The organism is Acinetobacter corruptisaponis (genome assembly GCF_030053775.1).
Taxonomy (GTDB): Bacteria; Pseudomonadota; Gammaproteobacteria; order Pseudomonadales; family Moraxellaceae; genus Acinetobacter; species Acinetobacter corruptisaponis.
Genome location: NZ_CP125669.1, coordinates 1 through 12,951 on the forward strand (window position 1 = coordinate 1; position 12,951 = coordinate 12,951).

11 protein-coding genes and 1 tRNA gene are annotated in these 12,951 nt (G+C 38.3%); 7 read left to right on the forward strand and 5 right to left on the reverse strand.

Annotated features, from left to right (window positions below):
- Entirely contained in the window at positions 1-1,326 is a 1,326-nt protein-coding gene (locus QLH32_RS00005) for a sensor histidine kinase (RefSeq protein ID WP_283267455.1), read from the forward strand.
- Here QLH32_RS00005 and QLH32_RS00010 read toward each other — a convergent pair.
- From QLH32_RS00010 to QLH32_RS00020, 3 genes are all read right to left on the reverse strand, one after another.
- The gene (locus tag QLH32_RS00010) at positions 1,323-2,018 is read right to left on the reverse strand and encodes a response regulator transcription factor (protein WP_283267456.1); all 696 of its coding nucleotides are present in this window, start codon (positions 2,016-2,018) and stop codon (positions 1,323-1,325) included. The genes QLH32_RS00005 and QLH32_RS00010 overlap by 4 nt on opposite strands.
- Positions 2,019-2,033: 15 nt before the next feature.
- Positions 2,034-2,528 (reverse strand): chalcone isomerase family protein, encoded by a 495-nt coding sequence (locus QLH32_RS00015; RefSeq protein WP_283267457.1) that lies wholly within the window; start codon positions 2,526-2,528, stop codon positions 2,034-2,036.
- A gap of 76 nt (positions 2,529-2,604) precedes the next feature.
- Positions 2,605-3,171, reverse strand: coding sequence for a nuclear transport factor 2 family protein (locus tag QLH32_RS00020; RefSeq protein ID WP_283267458.1), 567 nt, complete (start codon positions 3,169-3,171; stop codon positions 2,605-2,607).
- Between the two features lie 619 nt (positions 3,172-3,790).
- Between QLH32_RS00020 and QLH32_RS19785 the strand changes: the two genes are divergently transcribed.
- Both QLH32_RS19785 and QLH32_RS00025 read left to right on the forward strand, forming a co-directional pair.
- Positions 3,791-3,898 carry a hypothetical protein gene (locus tag QLH32_RS19785; protein WP_333661182.1) on the forward strand — a complete coding sequence of 36 codons (108 nt, stop codon included), beginning with the start codon at positions 3,791-3,793 and terminating at the stop codon, positions 3,896-3,898.
- A gap of 689 nt (positions 3,899-4,587) precedes the next feature.
- Positions 4,588-4,818, forward strand: coding sequence for a hypothetical protein (locus QLH32_RS00025; protein WP_283267460.1), 231 nt, complete (start codon positions 4,588-4,590; stop codon positions 4,816-4,818).
- 44 nt (positions 4,819-4,862) lie between these two features.
- On the opposite strand, the gene QLH32_RS00030 is transcribed toward QLH32_RS00025, so the two are convergent.
- Positions 4,863-5,546 (reverse strand): pirin family protein, encoded by a 684-nt coding sequence (locus tag QLH32_RS00030; protein ID WP_267979105.1) that lies wholly within the window; start codon positions 5,544-5,546, stop codon positions 4,863-4,865.
- Positions 5,547-5,737: 191 nt separating this feature from the next.
- Positions 5,738-7,081, reverse strand: a complete 1,344-nt coding sequence (argG, locus tag QLH32_RS00035) for an argininosuccinate synthase (protein WP_283267461.1) — start codon at positions 7,079-7,081, stop codon at positions 5,738-5,740.
- 291 nt (positions 7,082-7,372) lie between these two features.
- Between argG and QLH32_RS00040 the strand changes: the two genes are divergently transcribed.
- From QLH32_RS00040 to QLH32_RS00055, 4 genes are all read left to right on the forward strand, one after another.
- A complete protein-coding gene (locus tag QLH32_RS00040) occupies positions 7,373-9,403 on the forward strand; it encodes an FAD-dependent oxidoreductase (protein ID WP_283267462.1) in 2,031 nt (676 codons plus the stop codon).
- Between the two features lie 86 nt (positions 9,404-9,489).
- A tRNA-Ser gene (locus tag QLH32_RS00045) sits at positions 9,490-9,579 on the forward strand.
- A 503-nt stretch (positions 9,580-10,082) separates the two neighbouring features.
- Positions 10,083-11,588 (forward strand): hypothetical protein, encoded by a 1,506-nt coding sequence (locus QLH32_RS00050; RefSeq protein WP_283267464.1) that lies wholly within the window; start codon positions 10,083-10,085, stop codon positions 11,586-11,588.
- 489 nt (positions 11,589-12,077) lie between these two features.
- Positions 12,078-12,917, forward strand: a complete 840-nt coding sequence (locus QLH32_RS00055; RefSeq protein ID WP_283267466.1) for a YagK/YfjJ domain-containing protein — start codon at positions 12,078-12,080, stop codon at positions 12,915-12,917.
- Positions 12,918-12,951: the final 34 nt, after the last annotated feature.

Genomic DNA, 12,951 nt, shown 5'->3' on the forward strand with positions numbered 1-12,951 from the left:
ATGTTTAGAACCAATAAAAGCGGTGAAAATATTCATCCACTGAGTGAGATGTTCAACCGTCATTATTGGTTGCAAATTGGCTTGATTGCGCTGTCGATTATTATCGGTATTGCATGCAGTGCTTGGGTCATTAAAGGCTCACTGCTCAAAACAGCGCTTGAGCAAGAAATGGAACATTATTGGATGCGAGTTGATCGTAATCCCAATGCTGATTTACCTGATACAAAAAATTTATATGGCTATCGCTGGCTAAGTAAAGATCCACCTTTAGTGTTTAAAAATCAAACTTTAAAGCAGGGCGTTCATCGGGTCTTCGTCGATGGTAAAGATCGAATGACTGTTTATGGTGAAAGAAATGGACAACATGTCCTTCTTGTTTTTGGTGAAAGTAATGTCAACAAAATTGTGTGGATGTTTGGTTTAGCACCGTTAATGTTCAGCCTAATTGTACTGTATAGCATCTTATGGTTTTCAAATCGGAGAGCTAAACGTTATTTTTCACCAATTACACGGTTAGCAAACGCTTTAGATCATATTGATTGGGCACATCAAAATAAAGAAGCTTCTCCCTTTCAAGGGATTAGTACTAACGGCAATCTGGAAGCTGAATATTTAAAGCAGGCATTAGAAAAGTATCATCAAGTTTTAAACGATTTCATCAACCGAGAACGTGAGTTTACAGGGGATGTTAGTCATGAATTACGCACACCACTCACAATTTTAAAAGGTAGTGTACAGCTTTGTCAGGTTAAATATGGGGAAGATAAAGCACTGCATCGTATTTCCAATACCATTGAGGATATGCAACTGCTTGTCGAAACGCTATTGGCGATCGCACGCAATACCACCAATAACTTAACTGCTGAGCAAACTCGATTATCCAATATAATTAGTGATTTGCTAAAGGATCTAGAGCCTGTAAGTCAAAGCAAAGGTGTTCAAGTTTTTGTTCATTATGACCCTCAAGAGTTTCCTCGACTCATTTATCCCTCAATGACTAAAATGGTGCTGAGTAACATTCTGCGCAATGCATTGAATTATTCTCAAGGATCTAATATCCATATTATTCAACGCCAAAATAGTATTGTGATTGCTGATAATGGGATTGGGATTGAGATGCCGAATGATTGTAAAGTCCAGGAGTTAAGTTCTCAATTTCAACTGACAGCCAAAGGTCATGGGATTGGTTTACAACTGGTTAGAAAGTTATGCACTCAGTTGGGATGGAGAGTTGAGTTATTTGACCGCCAATATTATTTAAGCACTCATCCACATTTACAATTAGAAAATACAACTGGCTTAATTGTTGTGGTGTATATGAATTAATGTGAACTCTGATCAAACGAAACTTTCAAACCGACACCTGAAATGGTATGGATCAACTTCTCTTGAAAAGGCTTATCGATCATTTTTCTTAAGTTGTAGATATGACTGCGTAATGCATCACTTTCAGGTTCTTCATCACCCCATAGTTCGATAACAATTTCTTGTTTGGTAATGACTTTGGGAGAGTTTCTCATCAAAATTTTAAGTAATTTAAATTGGATACGGGGCAGCTCAATCGACTGACCTGCACGTGTTACAGTTTGGGTCGAACTGTCTAAAATCAGGTCATGAATTTTGATTTTACTTGTTGATACTTCGCCAAGAGAGCGCTTAATAAGTGCCCGAATTCGCATCACCAATTCATTAAAATCAAAAGGTTTGATTAAATAATCATCAGTTCCTGCGGTGAAACCCTTTAGTTTATCATCCAATGTGTCTCTGGCCGTTAACATCAGAATTGGAATATCTTTGCCTTGATCAGTTCTCAGCCATTCACATAAATCATAGCCTGAACCATCGGGTAAATTAATGTCGAGTAAAAGTAAATGATAAGGGTTCGTTTTTAAAAAATTGCGTGCAGCATCTAAATTACGGGCATGATCAATGACAAAGCCATGTTGTTCTAGAAACTCACAGACTGTTGCAGCAAGCTCGAAGTGATCTTCTACCATAAGAATAAATTGATTGTTCATAATAATTCGATCAAGTTATAGATTTAGTAATTGTTGCTTTAATTTAGCATTAAATGGTGAGTTCCCAAACCATATTTTAAAGTATTGATTCGCTTGAGAATCAGTAATTGCACCTAAGCGCTTTTGGTTCAGAGACAAGCTTAACTGTTTGCTCGTTTGGTCATAATTTAAAGTATAGAGATCGCCCCTTTTTACGGGGTGATATAATGCAGTAATTCTGTTTAAAACTGATTCGTCTGAAAAATTAGTCACATTTTTCTTAAGGTAGTAAGTCGCCGCTTTTTTAAATGCCCATTCTCGAATATTTTGGTTATAAGAAAAATCTAATCTAATATTTTGATTTTCCCAGTTTTGACTGCAATTATTGGCGTAATAGCTAACTGATCCTACATTTTTTGATGTGACGATGAGGGGAGCTGTATTACATAGTTGTGTATTTGCATGTACTAAGCTTAAAGGCGTGATAAGACATGTGACACTGAGTCCAATTTTTCTTAAATAATTAAGCATTTCGCACCTCTACTTTTATATTTAATTCAACAATCTATAGCTGTTCATGAAGCTTATTCACTAGGCCGAATTTAAACTATTTTTTAAATGGTAAAAGCAAAGAATAAGCATTTCCTACATAGGGCAGAGAACGATATAAACCATTAGCAGGGTCCCAATAATCTTGCTGAAAAATGATCAAACCCTTGTCATTAATTTTGATTTGGCTAACTCCATATGAGGACATAGTTTTCATACGGCCAAACATTTTGAAGTCATACACCATATGCCAATGAATATAGGCCGAATCATCTGTGTGCGTTGCACTCATTAATTTTACAGTAACATTGCTGACACGCTTGTTCATTCCTTCAAAATGTTTAACGAGCTCATTTTTAGTAGAAAATTGAGAAAGAGTATCATTGATGTATAAATGATCTGCATAGAGTTGACTTGTGTTTTTAACAAAATCAACAGTTCCCATTGTATTAAATGCAGCTACAAAGCGCTGCCCGACAAGCTGAGCTTGTTGATCATTCAACATAATTCCTGAGATGTGCTTATTTGCTTTATCAAAGTCAGTGCTATAACTTGGTATACTTTTACAACTAACCAATGAAAGTAATGCCAGTGTTGAAACTGTTACACTTCTTAGAAATGTCATTTTGCTAAACTCACATCATTTTAAAGTTAGCTTAAAAGAGCAAGCGTGAATAGGATGTGAAATGCAATATAGATGGTTTTAGCTAAAGCAACTTCTTCCAAATGAATCTATGATAAGAACAGAATTGGTTTACCTTCGAATTGACCCATCTTCAGAGCAGTCTGAAAGGTAAAGGGTCTAGATTGGGTAAATTTAAGTTTTATAGAAATAAAATATATATAAAACATGGTTTTATTGATTTAGTTCAACTGACGCCATCTCCACCAAATTTTTTGTTATAAAATGCATTGCTTAAAAAAAGGCATTGTCACAAAATTTGGCACAAATTATAAAATCTATAAGATTCTATTAGATTTTAATTATTTGATAAATAATGGATTAAACCTAGATAGAATCTATTAAAAGGTTATTTAGAGAGTTTGAATCTCACCGCTTCTGCCAAATATCTAAATAAGCCCTTGTTTTTACAGGAGCTTGTTTTTTTGTCTATGGTATTTTGTTTTTTATTATGTTTGTTATAGCGTCAAACGTTTTGTCTTCATCGGGATATTGTGAGAAATAAGCCAAGACTTTAGCATTAAAAGGCCTACCAGCTATGGTGGTTAGGTGTGTATTGAATATGGCCCACCATACTGTCGAAGCGATTAGTATTCTCAAACGTATTCCAGTGCATATGATACATAGTATTACTTTGCTGGATCGAACAGGCGACTGGGCAGCCGTTTGACTACCTGAAGTGGTGCATCAACGCGCGATAACTAATTTATGATATGTCGATCTTGGGGATTGGTATTACGTGGTGCTGTACTGATTGATGTATATACCTAATATCAGGGGAGAACTCTATCTTTGTGATGTGTGTCAATTACTGTATCCTATTTAAGGCATAACACAAGTGTAATGCTCTGTTACAAATAATCGGCGACACCATATAAGCACCAATTGATATTAAGTATATGATTTTTATTTGGAAATAATACGTTGACATCGTAGAGGTCTCCAGTTCGAGTCTGGATATCCTACCAAGATTAGCTTTTAAATCAGTAGCTTAGAAAACCGCCGTAATTGGCGGTTTTTTCGTTTCGGGGATTTTAGGGGTATTTTCGGGGAACTAAATAGTGCTCTAGGTCTAATTAAGTATCAATTCAAACCACTTGACCATCTACTGAATTGGTGATAATTTAGACTATAAGGAAGTCATATACTATTTTAGGATTTAAGAGATATCTTGCCTAAATGAACAAAGATATGATGACCCGAATACACAGCTAACAACGAACGAAACGGTTCAGATCGTTTTTAAAAATGTTCAAGGTTGTAGAAAAGCCCGTTAATCGGGCTTTTTTAATGCCTATAATTTTTAAAGCGAATTTGGGGTATAGTCTATAAAAATTGGATTAACAACAGGGGATTGTTATGCTGATATTGATTATCGTACTTTTAGCAATTGGCTTTGTCCTGTTTACATTTTTCGCAAAAAGGACAGATTCCACTTCAGACTCTCTTGATCATTCACCACATTATTACTCAAATATTTCCCCATGTGAATCATCCAGAAATGATGATTCAGGATATTCTGATCATTGTCATTCAAATGATGACTCCAGTTCAGATTCAAGTGGTTGTGATAGTAGCAGCAATGATTAAAAAGCTCGTACCCCTAGGAGAAGAGGTATGAGTTAAACGGATGATTAAGGTAGGTCAAACCAGATCATTTGGCTATCCTGCGATGCAGTAACGGTCGCGGTCTCATCAAATAATAATGCATCACCCGCTTTAACCAGGTGATCAGCAATCATCACTTCACCAGAAATCACATGAACATAGTTCACTTTTTTCTTTGCAGTAATCTCCAAGTGTTGATCTTTCTCAATCACCGCCGTTTTCACCTCAGCATTTTGACGGATCAGCATTGGTGCGGATTCATCACCTGCGATCAAATGCCATTGGTTTGGGTGATCTTTCGGATTCAGCTGAATTTGCTGATAAGTCGGTTCAGCATCCTGTACATTGGGTTGAATCCAGATCTGTAATAGATGCACTGCCTTGTCATGCTTGTTCATTTCACTATGGGTGACACCTGTACCCGCACTCATCAACTGCCATTCACCCGCATTGATTTGTCCCTCATTGCCCATGCTGTCCTTATGGGAAATGGTGCCATCAAGCACACAGGTCAGGATCTCCATATTGTCATGGGGATGTGTGCCGAAACCGTTATGGGCGGCAACCGTATCATCATTGATCACGCGGAGTGCACTGACACCCATATATTTCGGGTTGTACCAGCTACCAAATGAAAAGCTGTGGTAGGTATCTAACCAGCCTGCTTTGACATGACCACGGTTTTCACTACGATGTAGATAAGCATTCATCTTTCATCTCCCAGTTATTATGTTCTGCTTGATTGTTATATTATCGATTCATAATGGTGATAAATAGTCTTTTATTGCGACATATTGTTCTATAAATGGAATGGTTTGTTGTTCTGGGTTTTTCTTGGTCAATAAAAAGGCTGAATATTTGATTCAGCCTTTTCAGGTGAGACAATTAAATGATCAAACGCTTATTTTGATTTATTTTCCAATTGTGGAATGGCAGAGCCTTGACCTACAGAAAGCAAACCCGTTTCAGTATAGATACCGAGTTTTGCACGCGTATCAGTAATGTCGAGGTTACGCATGGTGAGCTGACCAATACGATCCATAGGTGTAAACATAGAATCACCTTTCTCCATGGTCAAACGCTCAGCCTCATAGGTGAGGTTTGGAGATTCAGTGTTCATGATGGTGTAATCATTACCACGACGTAATTCTAAAGTCACAGTGCCTGTAATCGCTTTAGCTACCCAACGTTGTGCTGTTTCACGTAACATAAGTGCTTGTGAATCAAACCAACGGCCTTGGTAAAGTAGGCGACCTAAACGTAAACCGTTAATGCGGTATTGCTCAATGGTATCTTCGTTATGGATACCTGTTACCAAACGCTCATAGGCGATGTGTAACAATGCCATGCCTGGTGCTTCATAAATACCACGAGATTTCGCTTCGATAATACGGTTTTCGATCTGGTCAGACATACCTAAACCATGACGACCGCCGATACGGTTTGCTTCTAGAATGAATTCCACTGGATCTTCAATACGTTGGCCATTTAACGCAACAGGGAAGCCTTCCTCAAAGGTGATCGATACTTCTTCAGCATCAATTTTTACATCTTCTTTCCAGAATGCAACGCCCATGATTGGCTCAACGATTTTAATACCTGCATTGAGGTATTCCAGATCTTTCGCCTCGTGGGTTGCGCCCAACATATTTGAGTCAGTCGAGTAGGCTTTTTCTTTTGACATTTTGTAGTCAAAACCATTGTCGATCAGGAACTGCGACATTTCGGCACGACCACCCAACTCATCAATAAAGGTTTGGTCTAACCAAGGCTTATAGATTTTAAGGGCAGGGTTGGTCAATAAACCATAACGATAGAAACGTTCAATATCGTTACCTTTATAGGTAGAGCCGTCACCCCAGATGTTAACATCATCTTCTTTCATTGCAGTCACAAGCATGGTACCTGTTACTGCACGACCTAGTGGTGTGGTGTTGAAATAAGGAACACCACCAGTGCTAATGTGGAAAGCGCCACATTGAATTGCAGCAATACCTTCAAGCGCAAGTTGTAAACGACAATCGATTAATCGAGCTTTGACTGCGCCGTATTGTTCAGCTTTCTTTGGAATCGCATCATAGTCATCCTCATCAGGTTGACCCAGATTCGCTGTATAGGCATAAGGTTGTGCACCTTTCTGCTTCATCCACAATAAAGCTGCTGAAGTATCGAGACCACCAGAAAAGGCAATCCCAACTTTTTTGCCTACAGGTACGTGCTGCAAGATAGTTGCATTATCAGTCATTGCTTGTCCTAACTTTTATGAGTAAAGACCCCGAACAGGTAGTCTTGGAGAATCAAAAATCGGAAGCATTGTAACACTTTTCATTAAGCTTGTTTTCTTCAAAGAAAAACTATCCAGAAAATTTATGCTCTAATGGGTTCAGTTTTTTAGTTTTAAGATTGAAAACATGATTGTTACAAGTGTTTTGACTTTAGTGTCAGCACTTTCTCAAAAAAAGCCATAAACACGCATAAAAATTCAGTTAGAGTATTATGCAACAAGTTGCAAAGCCAAAAATATAGAAGGAATATCATGACTAGCTATGCAAATATTTTAAAGCCATTACATCTCGGATTTACGACCATTAAAAACCGTGTGGTCATGGGGTCGATGCATTCAGGCTTGGAGGATCGTTTTTTTAATTATCCTAAACTTGCTGCTTATTTTGGTGAGCGTGCCAAAGGTGGAGTTGGCTTAATCATCACGGGTGGGATTTCACCAAACCGTCAAGGCTGGTTATTACCTGCGGGCGGTACCATGAACAGTCTGGCAGATATTCCTCATCACCGTCTGGTCACACATGCTGTGCATAAGCATGGCGCAAAAATCCTGATGCAAATTCTGCATTCAGGTCGTTATGGTTATCATCCATTTTCGGTTTCTTCTTCGCCAATTCAGGCACCAATTAATCCTTTTAAACCACGTCAAATGTCGGATAGCCAGATTTTGGCCACCATTGAAGATTATGCCCGTTGTGCAAGCCTGGCAAAAAAGGCAGGCTACGATGGTGTGGAAATCATGGGTTCTGAGGGTTATTTAATCAATCAGTTCCTGAGCAACCATGTCAATAAGCGCACAGACCGTTGGGGTGGCGATATTGAAAACCGTATGCGTTTTCCCGTGGAAATCGTCAAGGCGATTCGTGCCAAAGTCGGTGAAAAATTCATTATTTGTTTCCGCCTGTCCATGCTTGATTTAGTGCATGATGGCAACACCATGCAGGAAGTAATCGTTATTGCCAAAGCATTGGAAAAAGCGGGAATCACACTTCTAAATACAGGGATTGGTTGGCATGAGGCGCGTATCCCAACCATTGTAACATCAGTCCCACGAGCTGCATTTGTTGAATATACCGCTGTGGTTAAACAGCATATTTCAGTGCCTGTCATTGCCTCAAACCGTATCAATATGCCAGATGTTGCCGAAGAGATTGTTGCTTCAGGACAGGCGGATATGGTGCAAATGGCACGACCATTTCTGGCCGATCCGTATTGGGTCAATAAAACGGCCACCAACCGTGTAGATGAAATCAATACCTGTATCGCCTGTAACCAAGCCTGTTTAGACCATGCTTTTAAAAATCAACGGGTCAGCTGTCTGGTTAATCCGCAAGCCTGTTTTGAAACGGAACTGGTATATATCAAAACCAAGAAACCAAAACGTGTTGCGGTTGTCGGGGGCGGTGTGGCAGGGATGTCGGCTGCAACAGTTGCTGCCAGCCGTGGCCATGCTGTGACATTATTCGAAGCAAATAATGATGTGGGTGGTCAGTTTAATTTAGCGAAAGTTGTTCCTGGAAAAGAAGAGTTCCATGAAACTATTCGTTATTTTAAAGTCCAATTAAAGCAGACAGGTGTGGATGTTCGCTTAAATACCAAGGTCAATCGTGAACAGTTGGAACGTGAGGGTTTTGATGAGGTTGTGATTGCAACAGGTGTGGTGCCACGTGCCCTAAAAATTCAGGGTAGTGATGCACCACAAGTCCTGTCTTATGCAGAAGTGCTAAAAGGCGCTAAGGTTGGACATAAGGTTGCTGTGATAGGGGCGGGTGGTATTGGTTTTGATGTGTCAGAGTTTTTGCTAAAACCACCACATCAACCACAGCCACAACCATTGGCAGAATGGCAACGCGAATGGGGTGTTGATCCAAACCCTAACTATATTTCCGAAGGTGGTACGCAACGTCCAGAGGTTGAAATGCCAGTACGTCAGATTTATTTATTGCAACGTAAAACAACGCCGTTGGGTATTGGCTTGGGTAAAACTTCAGGCTGGGTGCATCGTGCACAGTTGAAAAAGCATGCTGTGCGTATGTTGCGTGGCGTACAGTACAAGGCTGTAACTGACGAAGGCCTATGGGTTGAGCATAATGGCCATGACCAGTTATTGCGTGTGGATACCATTGTTGTGTGTGCAGGCCAGGAGTCTGTAAAAGATTTAGTACCACGTGAAAATGAAACTACATTGGCAAAATATCATGTGATTGGCGGGGCAAAGTTAGCAGGTGAGCTGGATGCCAAGCGTGCGATCCGTGAAGGTGCTGAACTGGCGGCTAAACTTTAACAATTGATGAAACAATATGCATTTGAATACATTGCAGTTAAATTTTTCTTGAATAAAGGAAACAAGCTTTGTATTCTTAGGCACATGGAAGCGTGGCAGAGCGGTTTAATGCACCGGTCTTGAAAACCGACGAGGGTGTGAGTCCTCCGTGAGTTCGAATCTCACCGCTTCCGCCAAATATTTAAATAAGCCCTTGTTTTTACAAGGGCTTATTTTTTGTTTATGGTTTTATCCCACATTGCAACCCACATTAAAATTCTGATTAGATCAATTGTAACTGGATGAAATCGGTAGCCTTTGGATAGTTGCTTAAAGTTCTGAGTTCTTCATCGTACTTCAAAATAAAAATAATTTTCCCATTCCCATAAAATTTTGACCCTTTCGAAAGTTGTGATCTGGTCTAACTATCTTGCTCAAGATATGTAATCAGATATTGAGTCATTGAGCCTGATCTAACAGACAATCAACTTCTGTTATCCATATCTAACTATATATTTTCTGATCTATATTCGCATGATGGTTAGACTAAATTTTGCTGGTAAATAAGAATATAGGCTTGGAATTAATGTCAAAATATCCGAGAATTGAAAGGAAAATAAATGAGAATTAATGGTTTGCTGACTGGGAATTGTTATCGTAATTTTAGTTGGTTAGCCATGACCCTTGCGAGCATAATGTAATGGATGACGAAAACATAATACAAACTGATGCACCTGAGATGGATAAGGATGGTGCAAGTAGTGACTTAAATAGTACCCCATTTAAATCAGTTAGCCAATCTATTGATGATGTTGCTGAGGCAATCATTGAGCAATTATTAGGGGATGAACGCCTAAAAAAGTTGTTCAATCGACCTCAGAACAATGATCAACGAAGAAACCGACGAATGTTCGGAAGGCAAAAAAATAAGGAACAGCAACATTTATTACTAGAGGACTTAGTTGCCCAAGATAATAATGGTCTAGCATTGAGTATCAAGACTGACCAATTTGCGAAAGAATATTTACAGGTTGTCGATATTTTATATCGGGAACTTGAAGCAGAGTATGATGATTTTCCAGTTAAACATCATAAAACAAATCCTTATCTACAACGGCTTCTAGTGGGTGATAGCTGGAACTTGCAGACTTTAATGCGGATAGAAGTTTTTATGCTGACTTTATTACAGCAAAGTACGCCTGCATTTTTATATTCTAAAGAGCAAATGCCACAGATAAAGCTTGAAAGTTCCAAACAGTTAGAACAAAGAGTGACTCGTTTAGGTCGAGAGTTTTTATTTCTTTGGAGCGAAATGGACTTTATAAAACAATTGAACGGAGGTTACTTTACCCGCAATGTGCAGCTTCTTGCAGATTTCTTTTGGCACCAAGATCCTTCAATCAAAAAATTTAGTGGATTTAAAATCATAAAAAGGGACGCAAATCCCGAGTCATTAGAAGAGTTAAGTAATCTGTTCATTAAGCTTGTAGAGTTTGCTCGAAGAGGTAAGTTTCAACCTAATATAATGGATAACCGTCCAAGAGCTGGAGTCGTTGAACCTGTTGCTGAAATCGTCAAACCAAGCTCTATTGCGATGACTAAAGACTGGATTAAACGGTCACAACAACTGCGGGAGGCTATTGACTATTTCAGAAGGTATAAACAAAAAAATATTGTTCTATATCGTTTTCAAATACAGTTAGAACTTAAAAATAGTAAAGTGCCTTATGAGCAATTCCAGAAGTTTTTTGGCATAGTAAATAAGAAAGCAGTTAGACCACAGGGGTTCAAAGGGTATTTGGATTTCTTGTACTTTTGGAAAGAAAATTTTATTACCCAAGACCTTATACAGGATATGATTATTATTCTTGATGCTAGTTCTCTCATAGATATACCTGAACAAGATGATCAAAAAGCAAAGCTTCGGGACATTCCTGCTGAATTCTTTGAATACATGCGAATGACTCTAAATGAGAATTCCGTAATTTTTGGAGATCAGAAACCTGTTTTAGAGCTTTATCCTATTCCTGTTATGCAAGGTAAGGTTTGGAATATGCCAGCAGAACTCATGATCGAAACAGGTGATAAGGAAAAAAGGGCATTTTTTGAGAATCATATTTTGCCTTACTTCGTGTATATGGAAATATTTGATGTAGATTATTCTGATGACATTAAAAATCGTTTTAAGCGAGGGCAGAAGAGTTAAGCTGTTCATGGGATTTGATAGGATAAGGCAAAGTTTATGTAGTGACTGCATACAATAGGTATGCTGGTTTAAATTTACCAAGGAAACCGTAACTCTCACTTGCATTTCAGCTTAAATTGTAGTGCAGGAATAATATCATCGAATGGGTTCAAAGCCTTATAGCATAAGCCTTTTCCAGTCTATGTCATCAGTCATTTTCCATACTCATGATCTGAAGATTTTGCTAGGATTATAATTTAATTAATTATTATTAGATTACTCATAAATCAATTACTTATAAAAAATCTATCTAATAAATTCCTTACTTAAAAAGTATATCAATCGAACAATCATAAGAGTGTAACCATAAAATATTCATTCATAAAAACTTTACTATCCAAAAATTTAACGATTGAAATTTAAGAATTTTCATAACTGATTCATCATGCCTTTGGGTAATTTATTACAGAGTCATCTTTCCTATGGTTCTAACCCATAGGAGATACATACATGAACCGTAATGAAATCCTGATTCAGATTGAAGACTTGATGCTGGATGTTTGTTCAGGAAAATATCATTGGCAAGAAGCTGAATACGAGCTTGAGGATTATCGGGAAGTTGCTACTGATATTTATGATCCTGACCTTGAATATTCACCCATGCTCCAAGGCTACTTTGATTTGATGTCGATTAGCCGTTCATTAGATTTACATGGCAGAACAAAAAGAGATAGTTCGTTATTCCGTTCAAGGACTGATTTTATAGATTTCTGTGATGGCTTGCTGGATGAGCATGATCATTTTATCAGTAGGCATAAGCGACAACGCAAACGCAATTTCAAGGTATTAAAGAAGAATTTTGAGGACTTATTGGATCAGCATTGCAAACTGTTATTGGTACGTGTGGATGTGAGTTATTTATATGATGCTAATAAGGATATTCGCCAGTTTGATGCTGACCTGCATACTTTCCGTCGTCTTATTCATCTTCGGCAGGATTACTTTGAGCATGTACTGGATTATTCATGGGCAATTGAACAGGGACGGAACAAAGGCTATCACTGTCATTTTCTTTTTATTTATAACGGTTCAAAACACATGCGTGATGGATACTTTGCTGAACAGATAAGTAAAACTTGGTTAGATGTTACCGATGATGATGGCTGTTACTTTAGTTGTAATCGCAAAAGCCACAAGGACAATTATCTCAGACAAGGCACTTTGGGTATTGGCACGATTCAACGTAAGGACGTGGAAAAAGCCTTGAATGCTATTGGTTACTTGGCAAGTGCGGATAAGGAAGATCAGCATTTACGAGCAAAAATTAAGGGAATGCGTTGCTTTGGATAAATGTTGATTCCAAAAAATCAAAGCCACACACTAT